Annotated in this window: 18 protein-coding genes and 1 pseudogene; 14 read left to right on the top strand and 5 right to left on the bottom strand. The window is 33.6% G+C overall.

What is annotated here, in order from left to right; translation table 11 throughout:
• Nucleotides 1-4: 4 nt before the first annotated feature.
• A complete protein-coding gene (gene recX, locus JCM14209_RS04515; protein WP_025022384.1) occupies nt 5-811 on the bottom strand; it encodes a recombination regulator RecX in 807 nt (268 codons plus the stop codon).
• Between the two features lie 72 nt (nt 812-883).
• Here recX and rlmD point away from each other — a divergent pair, with 72 nt between their 5' ends.
• The 6 genes from rlmD (at nt 884) to JCM14209_RS04485 (ending at nt 8,506) form a co-directional block, all read left to right on the top strand.
• Nucleotides 884-2,260, top strand: coding sequence for a 23S rRNA (uracil(1939)-C(5))-methyltransferase RlmD (gene rlmD, locus JCM14209_RS04510; RefSeq protein WP_025022383.1), 1,377 nt, complete (start codon nt 884-886; stop codon nt 2,258-2,260).
• Between the two features lie 91 nt (nt 2,261-2,351).
• A complete protein-coding gene (gene ntdP / locus JCM14209_RS04505) occupies nt 2,352-2,897 on the top strand; it encodes a nucleoside tri-diphosphate phosphatase (protein ID WP_025022382.1) in 546 nt (181 codons plus the stop codon).
• Between the two features lie 117 nt (nt 2,898-3,014).
• Entirely contained in the window at nt 3,015-4,142 is a 1,128-nt protein-coding gene (locus JCM14209_RS04500) for an AI-2E family transporter (protein WP_025022381.1), read from the top strand.
• A gap of 56 nt (nt 4,143-4,198) precedes the next feature.
• Complete coding sequence (locus JCM14209_RS04495; RefSeq protein WP_025022380.1) at nt 4,199-5,215, top strand: NAD(P)H-dependent glycerol-3-phosphate dehydrogenase; 1,017 nt, start codon at nt 4,199-4,201, stop codon at nt 5,213-5,215.
• Between the two features lie 123 nt (nt 5,216-5,338).
• Nucleotides 5,339-6,838, top strand: coding sequence for an ATP-binding cassette domain-containing protein (locus tag JCM14209_RS04490; protein ID WP_025022379.1), 1,500 nt, complete (start codon nt 5,339-5,341; stop codon nt 6,836-6,838).
• 90 nt (nt 6,839-6,928) lie between these two features.
• Nucleotides 6,929-8,506 (top strand): peptide chain release factor 3, encoded by a 1,578-nt coding sequence (locus JCM14209_RS04485; protein WP_025022378.1) that lies wholly within the window; start codon nt 6,929-6,931, stop codon nt 8,504-8,506.
• Nucleotides 8,507-8,557: 51 nt separating this feature from the next.
• Here the strand turns inward: JCM14209_RS04485 and JCM14209_RS10255 are convergent, their stop codons facing one another.
• From JCM14209_RS10255 to JCM14209_RS09055, 4 genes and pseudogenes are all read right to left on the bottom strand, one after another.
• Nucleotides 8,558-9,244, bottom strand: coding sequence for a MucBP domain-containing protein (locus JCM14209_RS10255; RefSeq protein WP_225349688.1), 687 nt, complete (start codon nt 9,242-9,244; stop codon nt 8,558-8,560).
• Nucleotides 9,208-9,618, bottom strand: coding sequence for a MucBP domain-containing protein (locus JCM14209_RS10250; RefSeq protein WP_225349687.1), 411 nt, complete (start codon nt 9,616-9,618; stop codon nt 9,208-9,210). The genes JCM14209_RS10255 and JCM14209_RS10250 overlap by 37 nt, the downstream gene beginning before the upstream one ends.
• Nucleotides 9,619-9,758: 140 nt before the next feature.
• Nucleotides 9,759-10,049: a DUF1827 family protein gene (locus JCM14209_RS04475; RefSeq protein ID WP_420806395.1), complete on the bottom strand. Its 291-nt coding sequence runs from the start codon at nt 10,047-10,049 to the stop codon at nt 9,759-9,761.
• An 80-nt stretch (nt 10,050-10,129) separates the two neighbouring features.
• Nucleotides 10,130-12,351: pseudogene (locus JCM14209_RS09055) on the bottom strand (ATP-dependent Clp protease ATP-binding subunit).
• A gap of 172 nt (nt 12,352-12,523) precedes the next feature.
• Between JCM14209_RS09055 and ykzS the strand changes: the two are divergent.
• From ykzS to JCM14209_RS04430, 8 genes are all read left to right on the top strand, one after another.
• Nucleotides 12,524-12,715, top strand: coding sequence for a protein YkzS (gene ykzS / locus JCM14209_RS04465; protein WP_025022376.1), 192 nt, complete (start codon nt 12,524-12,526; stop codon nt 12,713-12,715).
• A 189-nt stretch (nt 12,716-12,904) separates the two neighbouring features.
• The gene (locus JCM14209_RS04460; protein WP_025022375.1) at nt 12,905-13,171 is read left to right on the top strand and encodes a phosphocarrier protein HPr; all 267 of its coding nucleotides are present in this window, start codon (nt 12,905-12,907) and stop codon (nt 13,169-13,171) included.
• The gene (gene ptsP / locus JCM14209_RS04455) at nt 13,171-14,892 is read left to right on the top strand and encodes a phosphoenolpyruvate--protein phosphotransferase (protein ID WP_025022374.1); all 1,722 of its coding nucleotides are present in this window, start codon (nt 13,171-13,173) and stop codon (nt 14,890-14,892) included. Before JCM14209_RS04460 ends, ptsP begins: the two co-directional genes overlap by 1 nt.
• Before the next feature lie 130 nt (nt 14,893-15,022).
• Nucleotides 15,023-16,267, top strand: coding sequence for a glycosyltransferase family 4 protein (locus JCM14209_RS04450; protein ID WP_025022373.1), 1,245 nt, complete (start codon nt 15,023-15,025; stop codon nt 16,265-16,267).
• Nucleotides 16,233-17,258, top strand: a complete 1,026-nt coding sequence (locus tag JCM14209_RS04445; protein WP_025022372.1) for a glycosyltransferase family 4 protein — start codon at nt 16,233-16,235, stop codon at nt 17,256-17,258. The genes JCM14209_RS04450 and JCM14209_RS04445 overlap by 35 nt, the downstream gene beginning before the upstream one ends.
• Nucleotides 17,248-18,270, top strand: a complete 1,023-nt coding sequence (locus JCM14209_RS04440) for a lysylphosphatidylglycerol synthase transmembrane domain-containing protein (protein WP_025022371.1) — start codon at nt 17,248-17,250, stop codon at nt 18,268-18,270. The genes JCM14209_RS04445 and JCM14209_RS04440 overlap by 11 nt, the downstream gene beginning before the upstream one ends.
• A gap of 94 nt (nt 18,271-18,364) precedes the next feature.
• On the top strand, nt 18,365-18,598 hold the full coding sequence (locus JCM14209_RS04435) for a YkuJ family protein (protein ID WP_025022370.1): 234 nt from the start codon (nt 18,365-18,367) through the stop codon (nt 18,596-18,598).
• Between the two features lie 100 nt (nt 18,599-18,698).
• Nucleotides 18,699-20,771, top strand: coding sequence for an LTA synthase family protein (locus JCM14209_RS04430; protein ID WP_025022369.1), 2,073 nt, complete (start codon nt 18,699-18,701; stop codon nt 20,769-20,771).
• Nucleotides 20,772-21,100 lie beyond the last annotated feature (329 nt).

The raw sequence follows: 21,100 nt of genomic DNA, 5'->3' as shown, positions 1-21,100 counted from the left end.
TTTTTTAGTCCTCAAAATCATTTTCTTTATCTTCAAGGTATTGTCTAATATCATCAAGAGCAAACCCTTTACGATAAAGCGCTTGTTGAATTTTTAACGCCCGTTTTTTGCTTTCAAGTCCGACATAGCGGTTCCACAATTTATCTCCGGCAGACACCAGTAAATCAAATTCGTTTTCTTGATCTAATTCTAAGGCCAAGTCTTCAAGGGTTAAATTGGCAATCTCGCTTGAAAAACCTTTGGTAATAAGACCTTGTTTAATTTTTGTTTGTAGGTTTTTGAAAGATTCATTATGATACCGTTGTGCGAGTTTTTTGCCTAATTTTAGACAGTTTTTAGCTTGAAGCTCTGGGGTATATAAAATAAGCGCATCTTCAATGTCGTTTGAACTGACCCCTTTTTGGAGTAATTTTGTTCGAATGACTTGGGGTCCTTTATCAGACGTATTATACATGGTTCGAACAAAACTTTTAGCATATTCTAAATCGTCAATTAAGTGATTTTCTTTAAGTTTAGTTATGATGTCATCAAAAAAGCCTTCGGCGATATCTAAAGATTTGAGCTTGAGTTCAATTTCTTTTTGTGTCCGCATTTGATGGGAAAGGAAATCTAAAATTTTATTGTATCCTTTTGAAATGTTATCGCTAATTTGAATATCAGCGATTAATTCTAGGCTTAATTTTTTACCTTTGGCTAAGCGGTAATTAATTAAGACGCTTTCGCTAACAGCAAACGCATATTCGCCATCTAAATAGATATTATAGCGCCCTGGTTTTTTTTGAGCCTGAATCATCGTGATTTTTTTATCCACGGAATCATCCTTTCCTTAAATTTGATATAATAATCATAACAGAAAATACGAGAGAGGATATAGCAATTTAACATGCAAAAAAACAATCAAGGAATTATTGTAAAAGCCGGCCAAAAATTTGTTGTGACAATTAAACGTCTAGGAATTAATGGGGAAGGGATTGGTTATTATAAGCGTAAGATAACGTTTGTCCAAGGAGCTTTACCTGGAGAAGTTGTCTATGTGCAAGTAACCAAGGCCCACCCTAAATATATTCAGGCGAAATTATTAAAAATTAATGAAAAAAGTCCTGATCGGGTTGTTGCCGTTGATAAATATGATGTAGGGGGCATTGAGTTAGAAATTCTAGATTATCAAAAACAATTGGAATTTAAACGCGATGTTGTATTACAAGCTTTAGAGAAGTTTAAACCTAAAGGATATCAAAATTATGAATTACGACCAACATTAGGCATGCAAAATCCTTATGAATATCGTAATAAAGCTGCTTTTCAAATTGGAAAAAATAAGAAGGGCGAAATTATTGCTGGTTTATACAAAGCCAATAGTCATTACTTAGTAGACTTACCAACTTTTAAAACGCAAATGCCGTTAACGATGGAAGTAATGAGAGCAATTGTGAAGTCGCTAAACAAATTTCGGGTTGCCGTTTATGATGAACGTAAAAATACTGGGGACTTAAGAACCGTGGTCATTCGGCAAACAACTTTCGATCAGTTACAAGTCGTATTTATTACGCGCCAAGCTCATTGCGCACGCTTAAATAATGTTGTGGCTGATATTAAGCGTCAGTTCCCACAAGTCGTATCAATTATGCAAAATGTTAATCCAGCGAAAACATCATTAATTTGGGGTGAAGAAACATTCAAATTAGCTGGGACCGACCGTTTGAAAGAACAGTTAGGCGATGTTAAATTTGAACTTTCCGCTAGAGCGTTCTTCCAACTTAATCCCAAACAAACAGAAGTTCTTTATACTCAAGTTAAAGAGGCTTTACAACTAAAAGAAACTGAATCTTTAGTTGATGCTTATTGTGGTGTCGGAACGATTGGATTATTTGTTTCTAATGATGCTAAAGAAGTTCGCGGGATGGATACAATTAAAGAATCAATTGAAGATGCCAGGGTAAATGCAGAGTTATCGCAACGAAAAAATGTCCATTACGAAGTTGGCGCAGCAGAAGATGTGTTTTCAAAATGGACCAAAGAAGGTTTTGTTCCTGATGCATTAGTTGTAGATCCGCCCCGAACAGGCTTAGATGATAAAATGATTGATACGATTATTAAATATCAACCAGAAAAATTTGTTTACGTTTCATGTAATCCATCGACTTTAGCGCGTGATTTAGTGCGCTTAGTTGATGTTTATGACGTTGAATATCTCCAATCAGTCGACATGTTTCCACAAACCGCGCGGTGTGAAGTGGTAGTTAAGTTTGTCAAGAAATAAGTCATTCTAGATAAGTCTTGCAAACTTTGGTATAATATCCATGATAATGATGTAAGTACATTCATGTTTATATGAAGTGGAGGCCAATTTAATGGTGAATCTATCCGGACCCCGTGAAGGTGAGTTCATTACGATTAAGAGTTATAAGCATGACGGTAGTTTACATCGTACGTGGCGAGATACAATGGTTCTAAAGACTAGTGAAAATTCAATTATTGGTTGTAATGATCATACGTTGGTGACCGAAGCAGACGGTCGTCGGTGGGTAACTCGTGAGCCAGCATTAGTTTATTTTCATAAACATTATTGGTTTAACATTATTACGATGATTCGCGATAATGGAGTTTCATACTATTGTAACCTAGCTTCTCCTGCTGTTTTAGATAAAGAAGCATTGAAATATATAGACTATGATTTAGACGTTAAGGTCTTTCCTAATGGGGAAAAACGATTGCTAGATGTAGATGAATATGAAGATCATGGTAAAAAATGGCAGTATTCAAAAGATACAGACAAGATTTTAAAAAGCAACGTTATGACTCTAGTGGATTGGATTAATAATGAGAAAGGACCATTTTCTAAGGAATACGTAGAAATTTGGTATAATCGTTATTTAGAATTATCGCGTCGTCAATGATGTTACGCCGCTGTATTGTAACTAAATAGTGACTAGCAATAGTCGAAGACAGAAGCTGGAGAAACCGCTTGATAAAGGATTTTTCCAGCTTCTATTTTGATACAAAGGAGAAAATACATGAGTAATTCTTTCAAAAGAAATTTATTATTTTGGACCTTCGAAATTTTAGTGATTGCCTTGATAATTTGGGTAAGTACAAAAATTGATTTTATTTTTCAACCAATCGTAACTTTTTTTTCTACACTTTTTATGCCGATTATTATTGCAGGATTTTTATACTATGCATTAATTCCGTTGGTCAAACAAGTTGAAAAAATAAAACTCGGAAAAATGAAGTTAAATCGTACCTGGGCAACAACCGTTGTATTAGTTCTTTTATTTTTAGGACTAGGATTAGCAATCGCATCAATTGTCCCTAAGTTAATTGTTCAGTTTGAAAAATTATTATCAAATATTCCTGAATATAGCAATATATTGCAAGATAACTTCAAGCATTTTATGCAAACAGATGCTAAAAAGGGCTGGTTTGCTAAAATTAATTTACAAGGAAATATTAAAGAATTAGAAAATTCTGCTTTAAAGGCAAGCAAAAACTTCTTAATGACATTTACTTCAAGTTTTGGCAATGTGATTGCTGCAATTAAAGATATTACGGTAACAATTGTGACAGTCCCATTTTTGCTATTCTATATGTTAAAAGATGGTGAAAAATTATTACCAAATATTTTGAAATTTTTCCCCGAAAAAAGTAGAAGTTCAATGAAAGGACTTTTATCAGATATGAGTAATACAATTGCTAAATATATCAGTGGGCAAGCTATTGAATGCTTATTTGTGGGGACGTTTACTTCAATTGGTTATGGGATTTCGGGAGTCCCATATGCCTTATTATTAGGTTTGTTTGCTGGAGTTGCCAATATGATTCCATATTTAGGGCCATACATTGGACTGGTTCCAGCATTGATTTTATCGATGACAATATCAACTAAAGTAGCAATCTTGGCAATTATTGTTTGTATCGTAGTTCAACAAATTGATGGAAACTTAATTTATCCAAATGTTATTGGAAAAAGTTTAGATATTCATCCCTTAACGATTATTTTATTGTTATTGGTAGCCGGAAATATTTCTGGACTTCTCGGGATGATTCTTGGGATTCCAGCATATGCAATTACTAAAGTTGTGTTTAAACATTTAAGAGAAATAATAAGATTAAATCAAGATGAAGAAATTCATATTGATTAGTGGTATGATAAAAGAGAATGATTAATTGAAATGAAAAATAAGGATGGTATTTTAGAATGAAAGAAAAAGTGGCAGTTTTAGGTGCTGGTTCATGGGGAAGTATTCTTGCCAGTGTGTTAGACGAAAATGGGCATGATGTTTGGTTATGGTCAAATTCTCAAGCTCAAGTAGATGAATTAAACAATCAACACACTAACGAACGTTATATTCCAAATTACAAGTATTCTGAAACTTTACATGCAACTGTTGATTTAAAAGAAGCAGTTGACGGAGCTAAAGCAGTCTTATTTGTAGTTCCAACTAAAGTAATTCGTTTAGTTGCTAAGCAATTAGTAGAAGTGTTATCAGAATTAAAGCAAAAACCTTTGATTATTCATGCAAGTAAAGGGTTAGAATTAGGTTCACATAAACGAATTTCAGAAGTAATTGCTGAAGAAATCCCTTCAGATTTACGTCGTGAAATCGTTGTGCTCTCAGGACCAAGTCATGCTGAAGAAGTAGCTAAAAAAGATATTACATTAATTACATCAGCATGTGAAAACCTCGAAGCTGCAAAAGAAGTCCAAAAATTATTCATGAATAACTACCTCCGGATTTATACAAATACAGATGTTATTGGAGTTGAAACTGGCGCAGCCTTTAAAAATGTTGTGGCAATTGGAGCGGGAGCCTTACATGGTTTAGGTTACGGTGATGATGCCAAAGCTGCACTTATGACACGTGGTTTAGCTGAAATTTCACGTTTAGGAGTAGCCTTTGGTGCCGATCCATTAACATTTATTGGTTTATCAGGGGTTGGTGATTTGATTGTAACATGTACAAGTGTTCATTCAAGAAACTGGCGTGCTGGAGATCAATTAGGTCAAGGTAAAAAACTTGATGAAGTTATTGAAGATATGGGAATGGTTATTGAAGGAATCAATACTTGTAAAGCAGCTTATGAATTGGCACAACAAAAGGGAATTGAAATGCCAATTACTGAAGCAATTTACCATGTTTTATATGAAAATAAAGATATCAAAGAAGAAATCAACTTGTTGATGAGACGTGAAGGTAAAGCTGAATTAGGTTAATTTACGAAAAAGAGGAAATGCTGGAAAATAATCAAACAGCATTTTCTTTTTTTTATTTAAAATAGTTTGTAGTAAATGTATAATGATAAGTGTTAGTTGGAAAACAACAAAAAGGGTGAAAATATGGCAAAATTAACAGTTAAATACTTGACTAAAAGCGGACCTCTTTTAGGGGAAGCAGTAGAAAAAACTAAAAACAAAAAGCAATTCTGGGCTTTAAAAGGTTTGAACTTTGACGTTAATCAAGGCGAAGCTATCGGATTAATTGGAAAAAATGGATCAGGTAAAGCTTTGTTACTTAAAATATTAGCTGGAATTGAAGAACCATCAACAGGTTTTGTTATTTCAGATGCACATATTTATTTGGCTTCGATGACAAATAGTATTGATGCAAAACTTTCGGGAATGGCAAATATTGAAAAAGAAGTTAAAAAAATAATTTTAGATGAAGTTCAACAAGGCCATGTCATCAAATCCATTGTCAATTTTACAGAAATTGGACAATGGATTTATCGACCAGTTGAAGAATATTCAGCAGGAATGATTTCCCGCTTGGTACTGTCAATTGCATTATTTAATAAACCAGAAGTCGTTTTATTAGATGATGTCTTTTCATCATTAGAGCAAACTTTCTTCCAAAAAGTGATGCAAAAAATTCGAGAACTAAAAGATTTAGGGGTATCTTTTGTAATTACTGCAACTACAGGAGTAACCTTGGAAGCTATTTGCGAACGCACTATTTGGATGGACTTTGGGGAAGCTAAAAAAATTGGACCAACCCCAATGGTTATGCGTGATTTTCGCTTTGAAAATGATTGGTATAATGGCCTATCTAGTGGGGAAAAGAATAATTTTATTCGTGAAAAACAAAAAGCACAAATTGATTATGATATTACCTCACTATATAATCAATTTAAAGAAGAACAATTTGAAAATGGGTTCACACGAAAAGATGAACGTAAAATGAAAAAAGCTTTTTACAATAATCACCGGATTGATCCATTAGTAGAGTTGACCAGTGATGCTAAAAAAAGCGATAAAAATAAAAAGCATAAAGCAACCAACCATAAAGTAAAGAAAAAGCGCGGACTTAGAGTACTAATTGCGATTGTTGTTTTAGGGTTGTTAGGTGTTGGTGGATATCAATTATGGGATCAACATCAAGTTCGTCAGGCAAAAATAGCGCAAGAATCTTCAAAAAAAGCATCTCAACGTTATTCTGTGTCTGTATCAAGAGCCCAAAAACAAGCTTCGATTAAAAAAGTTGAAGCAAGTAAGGCTAAGGCAAAATCAATTTCTGAAAGCAAAAAAAATGAGAGTGCAAAAGCTAAAAGTTCTCAAAAGAAAGCTTTGGAAGCCAATTCTTCAACAATTACAGCCCAAGATGGCGATACGCTTGAAAGTATAGCTAATCGTTATGGTGTAAGTGTTGGTGATATTATGTTGTTAAATGATTTTGAAGGAAATGTCTCTATTTCAGGAGGACAAAACCTAAAAGTTCCCGGAAACGGAGTACCTTTAGATCAAGGGGAAAGTGAAAGTTTACAAGTCCAAGAACAAGCTGATTCAAATACAAATGATTATGGACAAACTCAAGCTGACACAACGACAGTCAATGGATAGTTTTCATAATTTATCAAAGGTAGGAGCTTGAAACCTACCTTTTTCTTATGTAAGATAGTAATGACTGATATTTAAAAATAGGAGAAAAAAATGGATCAAGAACAATTAACTAAAGCAGTTGATAAGCGTCGTACATTTGCGATTATTTCTCACCCTGATGCAGGGAAGACAACAATCACGGAACAACTCTTGCTTTTTGGTGGGGTTGTGCGTACTGCCGGAACTGTTAAAGCTAAAAAAAGTGGAAATTTTGCTAAATCTGACTGGATGGAAATCGAAAAGAAACGTGGGATTTCTGTTACTAGTTCAGTTATGCAATTTGATTATGCAGGCAAACGTGTCAATATCTTAGATACACCAGGGCACGAAGATTTCTCAGAAGATACTTACCGCACATTAATGGCGGTTGACTCAGCGGTCATGGTGATTGACTCAGCCAAAGGGATTGAGCCCCAAACAAAGAAATTATTCCAGGTTTGTCGCATGCGTGGTATTCCAATCTTTACTTTTATTAACAAGTTGGATCGCGATGGACGCGAACCATTAGATTTAACTGCGGAACTTGAAGAAGTTTTAGGAATTGAATCATACCCAATGAATTGGCCAATTGGGATGGGTAAAGGTTTAGAAGGACTTTACGATATCTATAACAATCGCATTGAACTTTATCGTTCTGAAGGGGAAGGCCAAGAATTTTTAGAATTAGATGAAAATGGAGAAATCAAAGGGGATAGTCCTCTTAAAGAAGAAAGTATCTATCGTCAAGTTTTAGATGAAATTGATTTAATTAAAGGTGCCGGAAGTGAATTTGATAAAGAAAAAATTGCAAACGGAGAATTAACACCAGTTTTCTTTGGTTCTGCCTTAACAAACTTTGGGGTTAAGACATTCTTAGATGCTTACCTTCAATTTGCGCCTAAACCAGCTGAACATAAAGTTGAAGATGATAAGCAATTAGCTCCTGATGACGAAGCATTTTCTGGTTTTATTTTCAAAATTCAAGCTAACATGAATCCTAACCACCGTGATCGGATTGCCTTTGTAAGAATTTGTTCTGGTGAATTTGATCGGGGAATGGATGTTTTCTTAGAAAGAACTGGGAAAAAATTACGCCTGTCAAATTCAACGCAATTTATGGCTGATACCCGTGAAACGTTAGAAACAGCGGTTGCTGGAGATATTATTGGGTTGTATGATACTGGTAATTTCCAAATTGGTGATTCAATTTATACAGGTAAAAAACCAATTAAGTTTGAAAAACTACCACAATTTACTCCTGAATTATTTATGCGTGTTCAAGCTAAGAACGTTATGAAACAAAAGTCATTCCATAAAGGAATTAACCAATTGGTCCAAGAAGGTGCGGTCCAACTTTACCAAAGTTACAGTACTGGGGAATATATCTTAGGTGCTGTTGGTCAACTTCAATTTGAAGTATTTAAATTCCGTATGATGAATGAATATAATTCAGAAGTTGAAATGACACCGATGGGCCGTAAGATTGCGCGTTGGATTAATCCTGAACAATTAGATGAAAAGATGTCATCATCACGAAATCTGTTGGTTAAAGATCGCGCAGATCAACCATTGTTCTTATTTGAAAACGAATTTGCAGAACGCTGGTTTAAAGATAAATATCCTGATGTTGAATTAACAGCAAAATTATAATAATTATTTCTATGTAAAAAAGACTTGAGATTTTTTTCTCAAGTCTTTTTTTTAGAATTTAAGATACTCCCAAATTGTCCATCCGAGATCATCGATTTTAAACCATACCATATCGCCAACACGATTACGTGCAGTAACTAATACAGTTGAATTATTGTCAATTTCATTAATTTTTCGTCCAAAAGGTCGGTCATACAAGGCTAACTTTTTATTAGGTACGAAGTTAATTATAGCAGTAATTGAAACTGGAATTGGTTCTGGAATATGCAATTCGGGATCTTCTTGAATAGGTGCGAGTAGGAATTTTTCATCGAATTTATAAGGATTTTGCTCTAATAATTCCATTTTATTTTCATCGAATTTAACCCAAGAGTTTCCTCCGATGTTGTACCACCATTCATCGTTAATCATTTGAATTGATTCAAATGTTTGCCAAACAGTATCTGGAGAAAGTGTAACAGATACATTTTGACCTTCAGGTTCATCATAACTTAAGCTGTAAAATTTAACCCGAAGATAATGAACGTTATGATCAACATGTTTCCACCGTGATTTACGATAATAGTAGGTAACTTTTTGTTGTTTTGCAGAAAAAGTTCCACGAGTTGGACCAATTGCCTTTTTTAAAGAATAATCAGGGATTCTTGGAGCATTTAATTCAAATCTAGTCCCAATATCTCCTCGAATAAAAGCTGGGCGCATTAATAATTGTTGTTTGTCAATGTCTTGTGAAAACATCCAAACATCGGCGCTTGGTGCTTACGATAAGTTAAAGTTATTGAACCATATGTATCAACAAAAGCACTGGTAAAACCTGAAATATTAACTAAATCATAGTTAGGAAATTCTTTAAATTGAAGATTTAATTGTTCTCCTTGATACCCTGAAATGATTTGAGGAGTTGACAAACTTTGACCATGGTCATCTTGGTAGATAATGATTAAAGTTGCACTTTGTCGTTTAGCCGCAACCTTTGTTTGATTAAAATCAATTTCATTTTGATTAGAATCATCGTTTTTGACGCTTGTTTCAAGCACGGCATTTGTTTTTTGACGTGCTGCTTCAGCGTTACTCTTACCAAATAAATTTTTCATTGTATCGAAAATAGCCAAAATTTTCACCTTCTTTTCCCAATATAAATATTAATTCTATTATACCGTATATGGCAGCGTATTTTAAATGTTTTTGAATAAAAGTTTCAGTGAAAAAATAAAAGAGGACTAATTAAAAATTAGTCCTCAAAAACAAGCTGTTAATTAGCCTGAGTAATATCAATAACACTACCTTGATTAGTAATGTCCAATGAATCAGAATTATTATCAAATAATTTTTTAATAACAAATGCTAACTCTTTTTCAGTAATGTCACGTAATTTATTTGAAATTACTACCTCTGAAAAAGCTTCTTTTTTCTTGTAAACTACACGTGAATTGCCAAGCGTATAAACTTTAATAAAGTGGACGGGTGTTTCTGCAAGAACCCGTTGAACTTGATATGCATGGCTTTTAGTAACGTCAATCAAAGTCATCATAAGCGTTGCCATCCCTTCACATAATTTTCTAAGTTCATCTTATAATTAAAATTTTAATTTAGCAAGAAGTTTTTTACAAGAAATCATGAATCTTATTCTTCAGTTGACGTTTCTGTATCGCTAGTTACGGTTTGTTTTTCATTTGCTTTATCTGAAATAACAATTTGATCGTCGTTTAAGCTAGCATAGAAGTGTCTGCTAGTAGGGTTGTCCAAGTAGAAATCAGCAATTTTATCTTCAATTTGTTCTTGGATAACGCGACGCAATGGACGTGCCCCCATTTTAGGATCATAACCAAGTTCTGCAAGTTTTTCAATTACATCTTTATCTACTGTGAGCTCAAGTCTTTGACGAGTAAGCATATTATTTACATCAGCTAACATTAAATCAACGATTTGAACTAGATTTTCTTTTGATAGCGGTTGGAATTCAACAATATCATCGAAACGGTTTAAAAATTCAGGCTTAAAGTAAGCTGTTAATTTTTCAATGATTGAATTTGTTGATGAATTATCAGCCCCAAAACCAACAGATGTAACTGAATCACCGCTACCAGCGTTACTTGTCATGATAATAATTGTATCTTTGAATGATACGGTACGCCCTTGAGAATCAGTTAGACGTCCATCATCAAGAATTTGAAGGAACATATGCATAACGTCAGGGTGAGCTTTTTCAATTTCATCCAATAAGATTAAACTGTATGGATGACGACGAACTTGTTCCGTTAATTGACCAGCTTCTTCATATCCCACATATCCAGGAGGTGAACCGATAAGTTTTGAAACTGAGAATTTTTCCATATATTCACTCATATCAAAACGAATCATCGCATCATCAGTTCCGAAAAGTTCACGTGCTAATTGTTTAGCAGTTTCTGTTTTACCAACCCCAGTAGGACCAACAAATAGAAATGATCCAATTGGGCGACCTGACTTGTTAAATCCAATTCGATTACGACGAATTGCATGAGCAACGCGATCAACCGCTTTTGTTTGACCAATAACGTGCTTATCTAATGAATCAGCTAAGTTACGTAATTGTTCTTTTTCTTTAGCCTTTAAATCACCGACAGGAATTTCAGTTTTTTCTTCGATGATATGTTCCATATCTTCTTCTGTGATAATCGGAATATTTTGATCTTCGACGTTATCGTTTTTCATTTTTTGGAAACGAGCAACTTGATCACGATAATAAGCGGCTTTTTCGTAATCTTCATCTTGTAACGCAGATTGTTTTTGCTTCTCAGCATTTTCAATTTTTTCTTCGATAACCTTTGGATCAACTAAGCTAATCGTTAAGTTCTTCTTAGATCCTGATTCATCAAGTAAATCGATTGCTTTATCAGGTAAAAAGCGATCTTGAATGTAACGATTTGATAGGTTAACAGCGGCTTCAATCGCTTCATCTGTATACTTAACATGATGATAAGATTCATATTTTCCTTTAATTCCCATCAAAATTTTAATTGTTTCTTGTGTTGATGGTTCGTTTACTTGAACTGATTGTAATCTTCGTGCAAGTGCAGCATCTTTTTCAATTGTCCTAAATTCATTTAATGTTGTCGCACCAACTAATTGGAATTCACCACGGGCGAGGGCAGGTTTTAATACGTTACCTGCATCCATTCCACCTTCGGCATTACCAGCCCCAACAATTTCATGAATTTCATCGATGAAAGAATCGTATCTTTTGATGCTTTTAATTCATTCATTAACTCTTGCATTCTTTGTTCAAATTGACCACGCACACCAGTCCCTTGAACTAAAGAAACAACATCAAGGCGCACAACTTTTTTGTTTGTAAGTTTTTGTGGTACATCGCCATCAATGATTTTTTGGGCTAAACCTTCAACAACCGCTGTTTTACCGACCCCAGCTTCTCCGATTAAAACAGGGTTATTTTTAGTACGACGGTTTAAAATTTCAATCACACGGGCAATTTCTTTGTCTCTTCCGATAACGGGATCGATACGACCGTTACGAGCTTCTTCAGTTAAATCAAGTCCGTATTGGCTTAAAATTGAATTACCGTTACGATTATTTCCATTGTTGTTATTTACTCGTCCACTTTGGGGATTTGGCTTTTTAAAGTTAGCGTTTTGATTTGAAAAATCAGAATTAGACATTGATTTTAAAAGATCATCAAGACTGCTAAATCCAAATGGATCAGATGGTGTATGATAATTATCTTGGGTTTCATTGCGTAATTCGCGATAACATTTTTGGCAAAGGTCAACGGAAGTTTGTTTACCGTTTAAATTTGCAGTTAAATGAATAGTTGCCGGATTATTATGACAATTTTGACAATACATAATTTCACGACCTTTCTTAAAATCTAAATACAGGTTTTGCCAAATGGAAGTTTGACTATCTTTGACCTTGTGATTTTTATTATACCTTTTTAGAATTAAAGTTCAAGCAAAATGATTTCTTGGGTGAATTTTGATAAAATTAGTGAGATTATAAATAGGAAAGGAGATAGAAATGACAAAAAATTATACTCAATTATTAGAAGATTTAAAAGATGGTAAAATCGACAAGTTAGAAATTACTACCGAAGAATTTATGGATTTTCAACGGGAGTATATGAATTTTGGTCACCGTAAAAACGTCGTCGGTACTGCCAAAAGAAATGGTGGGGCGGTTTATCATTATGCCCATAATAAAGAAGGGTAAGGGTTTTCAAAAAAAGAGAATTTTTTGAATAAACGCAAGTAATCACCCTTGTTTTACTATAAAAATCATGTTATTATTTTTTTAGCAAGAAAATTGTTAGCGTTCGCAAAGTTATTAAACCGTGTGTTAAGGCAATTTTTCTTAATTTAAATACAAATTTTTATGTTACTCAAAGGAGAATGATTTAAAATGGAAAAGAAAGAATTTCACGTAATCGCAGAAACAGGTATTCACGCACGCCCAGCTACTTTATTAGTACAAGCTGCAAGCAAATTTAGTTCAGATGTTAACTTAGAATACAATGGTAAGACAGTTAACTTGAAGTCAATCATGGGTGTTATGTCACTTGGTGTTGGTCAAAATGCTGACGTTACAATTACTGCAGACGGTGCTGACGAAGCAGAAGCAATCGCAGCAATCTCAGAAGCAATGACTAAGGAAGGTTTAGCAGAATAATGACAAAAGTTATTAAAGGGATTGCAGCTAGTGATGGTATCGCAGCTGCTAAAGCTTATATGCTTGTTCAACCTGATTTGTCATTTACTGAAAAAACTATTGATGATGTTGATGCAGAAGTTGCACGCTTAGAAGCTGCAGTTGAAACATCAAAACAAGATCTTGAAGTTATTAAACAAAAAGCTGCACAAAACTTAGGTGAAGAAGAAGCACAAGTTTTTGAAGCACACTTGACTATTTTATCTGATCCAGAATTATTTGGACAAATTAATGAAAAAATCAAGAATGATAAGGTTAATGCCGAATCAGCATTGAAGAGCGTAACAGATATGTTTATCTCAATGTTTGAAAGTATGACTGATAACAAGTATATGCAAGAACGTGCCGGAGATATTCGTGACGTTACTAAGCGTGTTATGAGTCACTTGTTAGGTGTTAAATTACCTAACCCTGCTTTGATTAATGAAGAAGTTGTTATTGTTGCACATGATTTAACTCCTTCAGATACAGCTCAATTAGACCGCAACTTTGTTAAAGGATTTATTACTGATATTGGTGGTCGTACATCACACTCAGCAATTATGTCTCGTACATTAGAAATCCCTGCAGTTGTTGGTTCAGGTTCAGCAACTTCAGATATTCAAGAAGGTCAAATGGTAATCATTGATGGTCTTGATGGAGAAGCGTTAGTTGAACCAACTGCTGAAGAATTAGCAGATTATGAAGGTCGCGCAAAAGCTTTTGCTGACCAAAAAGCAGAATGGAAGTTATTAAAAGACGCTAAGTCATTAACTAAAGATGGCAAGCAAGTTAAATTGGCAGCAAACATCGGTACACCTAAAGATGTTGAAGGTGCTAATGATAACGGTGCTGAAGCTGTTGGCTTATTCCGTTCAGAATTCTTATATATGGATGCTGCTGAATTACCTTCAGAAGAAGATCAATTCCAAGCTTACAAACAAGCTTTAGAAGGTATGGACGGCAAGCAAGTTGTTGTACGTACAATGGATATTGGTGGGGATAAGGAACTTCCTTACTTACCACTTCCAGAAGAAGAAAATCCATTCTTAGGATATCGTGCTATTCGTATTTCATTGGATCGCCAAGATATCTTCCGTACACAATTACGTGCATTACTTCGTGCATCTGAATTTGGTCGTTTAGCTATTATGTTCCCAATGATTGCAACAGTGCAAGAATTTAAGGATGCTAAGGCTATCTTCGAAGAAGAAAAGGCTAAATTAGTTGCTGAAGGTGTTGCTGTTTCTGATGATATCGAAGTAGGTATGATGATGGAAATTCCTGCTGCAACTATGATTGCTGATAAGTTAGCAAAATATGTTGACTTCTTTAGTATTGGTACTAATGATTTAATTGGTTACACAATGGCAGCAGACCGTGGTAACGAACGTGTATCATATCTATATCAACCATATAACCCATCAATCTTACGTATGGTTAAACGTACAATTGATGCTTCACATGCTGAAGGTAAGTGGACTGGTATGTGTGGTGAAATGGCTGGTGATCAAACAGCGGTTCCATTGTTAGTTGGTTTAGGCTTAGATGAATTTTCAATGAGTGCTACATCTGTTCTTAAGACACGTAGCTTACTTAAGAAGTTAGATTCAGCTAAGATGGAAGAATTAGCTAACAAAGCTTTAGATTGCGAAACTTCAGAAGAAGTTGTTGCTTTAGTAAACGAATATACTGAACAATAAAATCTAATAATGAAGGCTGGAGAGGTGTCTCCGGCCTTTTTATGTATAATTTTCTAGTTTTGATTGAAATAGGCCCTATAACAACATATAATTAATAATGATTATATTAAAAGTGACGAGGAGGATTTAAGTGAATATCGGAATATTTACGGATACATATTATCCGCAAGTAAGTGGTGTTGCAACCTCGATTAAAACTTTACGAGATCAACTAGAACGTCAAGGGCATGTCGTGTATATTTTTACCACAACTGATCCAAACGTAAACAAAGATATTTTCGAAAGAAATATTTTTCGTTTTGCTAGTGTGCCATTTGTATCTTTTACTGACCGGCGAATTGCATTTCGTGGTTTGTTTAGAGCATACCAAGTCGCTAAAGAATTAAATTTAGACGTTATCCATACTCAAACAGAATTTTCGATGGGGATTATTGGCAAATTAGTTGCAAAAAATTTGAAGATCCCATGTCTACATACTTATCATACAATGTATGAAGATTACTTACATTATGTTGCTAAGGGCCGCTTGTTAAAGCCGTATCATGTTAAGCAAATGACCAAGTCATTTTGTTCAAATATGAGTGCTGTTGTTGCTCCTAGTTTGCGTGTTAAAGAAACTCTAGAATCTTATGGGATTCAACAAAAAATTGTAATTATTCCAACAGGAGTTGATATTACAAAGTTTACCAAGAGCGAATATTTAAATGTGAGATCTAAATATGGAATTGATGAAAACACGCCGTTATTGCTAACTTTAAGTAGGTTAGCGTTTGAAAAAGATATTGATAAGATGATTGCTGTAATGCCAGAAATTATTAAGCAAAAACACGATGCAATGCTTATGATTTGTGGAGATGGTCCCGCTAAGAACAGTTTGAAACAGCAAGTTTCAGATTTAGGATTAAATGATCATGTAATTTTTACTGGTGAAATTAATAATAATCTAGTAGGAAATTACTACAAAGCAGCGGATATTTTTGTATCAACATCTGCATCTGAATCACAAGGGCTTACGTATATTGAAGCAATTGCTTCAGGTACAAAGGTAATTACAACGCATAGTCCTTACACAGATCAAATTTTAACGGATAAAAGTATTGGAATGGCATTTAGTACAACAGATGAATTAGTACAACAAATTTTAGATTATCTAAATCATCCAGGAAATTATAGTGATACTAAGCCGCGTGAAATGTTGCTTCATGATATATCTTCTGAAAAATTTGGTGAACAAATAGTTACTTTATACCAAGATTGTATTGGGCTTTTGAACGCCAGGAATATCAAAGAAATGAAAAGAAAATATAACGAAGATTTTGGAACAGAAAGGAAAGAGTGTTTTGTTGAGAATCCAGATGTTTTCTTCTGCGACTAAGGTAAAAGGTCAAGGGGTAGGAAGTGCTTACCTTGAGTTAATTAATTTATTAAAAAAATATTATCCTAATGAGCTAGAAGTTAGAATTAACGAATTAACTAAGGCACCAATCAGCCATTATCATACTGTTGATTTCAAATTTTTCTTATCGACATTTTTGCCTTACAGAGGAGTTAAAGTAGGCTACGTTCATTTTTTACCTGAAACGCTAGAAGGAAGTTTAAAGCTTCCTTGGATTGCCCAAAAAGTCTTTTACAAGTATTTGATTAGATTTTATAAACGGATGGATTGCTTAGTTGTTGTAAATCCGATGTTTATTAGCAAATTAGAGGAGTACGGAATTAATCGAAATAAAATTACTTATATTCCTAATTTTGTTTCAAAAGATGAATTTTATGTCATTGATGAAGATAAATCAGCGATCCGTCAGAGTTTAAATTTAGATGATAAATTTACAATTATGGGAGCAGGGCAAGTTCAAGAAAGAAAAGGTGTTTTTGATTTTATTGAATTAGCCAAACGAAATCCCCAAATGCAGTTTGTGTGGGTTGGCGGTTTTTCTTTTGGAAAACTTACAGATGGATATAACGAATTGAAAAGGGTGATCGACAATCCGCCCCAAAATTTAAAGTTTCCAGGAATTGTAAGTCGTGCCGAAATGAATCGTTATTATAATGCAAGTGATGTTTATTTCTTGCCATCGTACAATGAATTATTTCCTATGACAGTTTTAGAAGCATTTAATACGCAAACACCAGTTGTTTTACGCGATTTAGAGTTATATCATTCTATTATTGAAGGGTACTTTGAACCGGTAAAGAACAAAGAAGATATGCAGGTCGTTTTACAAAAATTAATGAATGACAATAGCAAGTTAAAGGATTTAGCAAAAAAATCAAAGCAAGCAGCGCAGTACTATTCTGAAGAACGCCTAGCTAAAGTGTGGTTTGATTTTTATCAATCGTTGCTGGAGGATCAAAATGACATCTAAAAATCGCATAGCTTTGTTTACAATGTTTTTTATTGGGATTTTAATCATGATTTTTTCATTGCGAAATATCTCAATGGAAAGTTTTATTCATGATTTAAACAATTTAAATTTGTGGTGGTTATTAGTCGCTTTTGGCTGCATGTTTCTATCATTAGTATTTGAAGCGATAATTATTAAAGTATTTGTCCGAAGACAGGTGCAACATTATCCTTTTAGAGATGCGTTAAGAGTTCCGATGTTGGAACAATTATTTAATGGAATTACTCCATTTTCAACTGGAGGACAACCAGCACAACTTTTTGCATTAACCCAATCCGGAATTGACGCAGGTAGAGCTACATCCAGTACTTTAATGAAATTTGTTGTCTATCAAGCAATGATTGTAGTTAATTTTATTATTTGCTTAATTATTGGTTTTGAATTTATCGCAGAAAAAGTCCATATGCTTTCAATTTTATTGATCTTAGGATTTGTGGCTCATTTTGCCGTAATTGTTGGCTTGTTATTAGTGATGTACTGGTATAATTTTACTAAGAAATTAGTGGATATTTGTTTGAAACCAGTTTCTTGGATTAATCAAGAAAAACATCGCAAATGGCAAATGGTTTTAGAAGAAAAAATTCAAAACTTCTATGAGGAGAGTTTAGGCTTAAAATCAGATTGGAAGCTCTTATTGAAAGTTTGCATATACACATTGATCCAGTTGATACTGTATTATGCTATTCCATATTTTATTTTGTTATCTTTAGGTGTTACCAAAGCTAATGTAATTTTGGTGATTTCGATGCATGTGTTGATTGTAATGATTATATCGTTATTCCCAATTCCTGGAGGAGCAGGCGGAGCAGAGTATAGTTTTTCAATCATTTTTAGTAGTTTTATTGGTTCTGGGAGTAAATTAGTATTAGCGATGTTATTATGGCGTTTTGTAACGTATTATTTTGGGATGATTGCAGGATTAGTTGCCTTGTTAGTTGTTCCTAAAAAAGTTAAATACATTGAAAAAAAGTAAATTTTTAATAGTTTTTAATGTAAAAGCGTGTTAAACGTGATATTATCAAAAAGGTAGAAAAAAAAGAGATAAATCGGAAAGAAGAGGTGCCAGAATGGAAAATTCACAATTAGTTGCTATTATTACTCGTCTTGATGCAATGGCAAAGACAGAAAGTGATGAAATTCAAACACGTCGTTTTGAAAAAAATGGTGAAGAAAGAGGATTAGTACAATACGATCCAGCAACTTCAACTTATACATTAGAAGATATGTCAACTCATCAAAAATTTGGATATGATGATATTGATATGGCAGCAATGGACATTTACGACTTGCTTAACGACTAAATATTAAAAAAATATGAAGGATGGCTGTTTCTATTTAAAATTGCCATCTTTTTTATTATAATCACTATTGGATAAAGTTAAATATATGGAGGCAAAGACAGTGCGGTCAAAATTAAATAAAATCCAGGCAGCATTTAGTTCTCGAATTGGATTTTTTATTACTGTTTTAGTCTTATTTTGGCTAAAAACGTATATAGTTTATAATACTAAGTTTACTTTGGGTGTTAATGGAGGGATGCAGGAATTTTTACTTGCGCTCAATCCAATTCCATTTGCATTACTTTTATTTGGAATCGCCTTATTCTTTAAAGGTAAAAAATCATATTGGATTATGATTGTAATTGATTTAATCCAATCAATGTGGTTGTTTGCAAATATTTTATATTATCGCGAATTTTCAGATTTTTTGACAATGGGTGTTGTTAAATCTTCTGGATCGGTTTCGAATAACTTAAGTTTAAGTATTAGTCAGATTATTCATCCGGATGATTTTTTAGTGTTTTTAGATGTCATTATTCTAGCATTGCTAGTGACTTTTAAAGTTATTAAGCCTGATTTTAAAAAAGTTAATTATTGGGTTCCTACATCAATCATCATTGCTTCGATTGCATTATTTTTTGGTAATTTGGGATTAGCAGAAAAGGATCGTTCACAATTACTAACAAGAACATTTGATAACAACTATATCGTTAAGTACTTGGGGTTAGATTTTTTTGCGGGATATAGCACGTACCAATCACATAAAGAATCAACTACTAGAGCTAAAGCGAATAGTGGGGATTTAGACGATGTATTTAAGTTTGTTAAGAAAAATCGAACAGCGCCAAACGTCCAATATTTTGGTAAAGCTAAAGGCAAAAATGTCTTTATGATTCATTTAGAAAGTTTTCAACAATTCCTAATTGATTATAAAGTCAACGGGGAAGAAGTAACTCCTACAATTAACAAATTTTATCATGATCAAAATACAATATCATTTGATAATTTCTTTAATCAAGTAGGGCAAGGGAAAACTTCCGATGCGGAAACAATGTTGGAAACCTCGCTATATGGATTACCTTCTGGGTCAGTGATGACTTCATATGGAACATCAAATACATTCCAAGCAATGCCTGCAATGTTAGAACAAAGGGGTTATTCAACAGCTTCGTTCCACGGGGATGTGGGTAGTTTTTGGAACCGTGATAACACGTATAAATCATGGGGATACCAAAATTACTTTAGTAAGGACTACTACAAAGATAAAGCTGATTATGAAATTGGTTATGGTTTAAAAGACAAGATTTTCCTAAAACAATCGGTTAAATATATTGAACAATTACCACAACCTTTTTATGCAAAACTAATTACAGTTACTAATCATTATCCATACGAGTTAGACAAAAAAAACCAATCAATTGAAAAAACGACGACAAAGGATGCGACTGTAGATGGTTATGTTCAAACAGCGCGTTACTTAGATCAATCAATCGCTGAATTTATAGATTACCTAAAGAAAGCAGGATTGTATGATAACTCAATGATTGTAATGTATGGAGATCATTACGGAATTTCTGATAATCATCCAAAGGCAATTGCACAATTATTGGGTAAGAAATCGGTAAGTAGTTATGATTTGGCAATGTTCCAAAAGGTACCATTTATGATTCATATGAATGGGCTTCAAGGTGGAATTAACCATACTTACGGTGGCGAAATTGATGTTATGCCAACATTGCTAGATTTATTAGGTGTAAAAAATAATGACACTGTCCAAATGGGGCATGACCTATTATCAGAAGATGTAAATTCGATGTCTCAAACAGTTGCATTTAGAAATGGTAACTTTGTTTCACCAACATATTCTAAAATTGGAAGTAAGATTTATGATAATCAAGGTAAAGTTGTTACTGATAAACTAAGTAAAGAACAACAAAAGCAAGTCGATGAACAACAAGATTTTGTAAGTAATCAATTAGCGTTATCAGATAAAATTGTTACTGGGGATTTATTAAGATTCTATACACCAAAAGGATTTGATAAGGTTGATAAAACGAAGTACACATATAAAAAATCTGACGCTTTACGAAATTTGAAGAAGCAACAAAAGAAAGAAAAAACGAGTTTACTTTATAAAAATAAAGGGAAAACAACAGAAGACTTGTATCAAACGGACGCGCCTGAGTTGAAATAATTAAAAAGATTAGAGATTTATTGAATCTCTAATCTTTTTTATACAAGGAATTTATAGATCGTAAATGAAATTAGGTTTTTATCGATGTTAAGGTTGACGAATAAGAATTTTTCGTTTATATTAGTAAATTGTCAGTACGAATTGTTTATCAATTGGATTTTAAATTTATTTTTAAAATTTGTTTGACATAAGCTGTAAAAATTGGTAACATATTAAGCGTTGATATAAGACATTTGTTATCAACTTCATAATTTTTTTGAAAATTGTTGTTGACATCTGCTATCAACATGATATAATTAATATGTTATCAGGTGATGATAACTGATATA

The sequence above is a fragment of the Ligilactobacillus hayakitensis DSM 18933 = JCM 14209 genome (genome assembly GCF_000615845.1).
Classification (GTDB): Bacteria; Bacillota; Bacilli; order Lactobacillales; family Lactobacillaceae; genus Ligilactobacillus; species Ligilactobacillus hayakitensis.
Note: the sequence above shows the minus strand (reverse complement) of the source record. Positions and strands in the feature narration are given on the sequence as shown.

What these genes read in the sequence shown, in the direction of transcription:
- rlmD (WP_025022383.1), top strand. Translation starts at nt 884, where the DNA reads ATGCAAAAAAACAATCAAGGAATTATTGTAAAAGCCGGCCAAAAATTT.
- ntdP (WP_025022382.1), top strand. Translation starts at nt 2,352, where the DNA reads ATGGTGAATCTATCCGGACCCCGTGAAGGTGAGTTCATTACGATTAAG.
- JCM14209_RS04500 (WP_025022381.1), top strand. Translation starts at nt 3,015, where the DNA reads ATGAGTAATTCTTTCAAAAGAAATTTATTATTTTGGACCTTCGAAATT.
- JCM14209_RS04495 (WP_025022380.1), top strand. Translation starts at nt 4,199, where the DNA reads ATGAAAGAAAAAGTGGCAGTTTTAGGTGCTGGTTCATGGGGAAGTATT.
- JCM14209_RS04490 (WP_025022379.1), top strand. Translation starts at nt 5,339, where the DNA reads ATGGCAAAATTAACAGTTAAATACTTGACTAAAAGCGGACCTCTTTTA.
- JCM14209_RS04485 (WP_025022378.1), top strand. Translation starts at nt 6,929, where the DNA reads ATGGATCAAGAACAATTAACTAAAGCAGTTGATAAGCGTCGTACATTT.
- JCM14209_RS10255 (WP_225349688.1), bottom strand. Translation starts at nt 9,244, where the DNA reads ATGTTTTCACAAGACATTGACAAACAACAATTATTAATGCGCCCAGCT.
- JCM14209_RS04475 (WP_420806395.1), bottom strand. Translation starts at nt 10,049, where the DNA reads ATGGCAACGCTTATGATGACTTTGATTGACGTTACTAAAAGCCATGCA.
- ykzS (WP_025022376.1), top strand. Translation starts at nt 12,524, where the DNA reads ATGACAAAAAATTATACTCAATTATTAGAAGATTTAAAAGATGGTAAA.
- JCM14209_RS04460 (WP_025022375.1), top strand. Translation starts at nt 12,905, where the DNA reads ATGGAAAAGAAAGAATTTCACGTAATCGCAGAAACAGGTATTCACGCA.
- ptsP (WP_025022374.1), top strand. Translation starts at nt 13,171, where the DNA reads ATGACAAAAGTTATTAAAGGGATTGCAGCTAGTGATGGTATCGCAGCT.
- JCM14209_RS04440 (WP_025022371.1), top strand. Translation starts at nt 17,248, where the DNA reads ATGACATCTAAAAATCGCATAGCTTTGTTTACAATGTTTTTTATTGGG.
- JCM14209_RS04435 (WP_025022370.1), top strand. Translation starts at nt 18,365, where the DNA reads ATGGAAAATTCACAATTAGTTGCTATTATTACTCGTCTTGATGCAATG.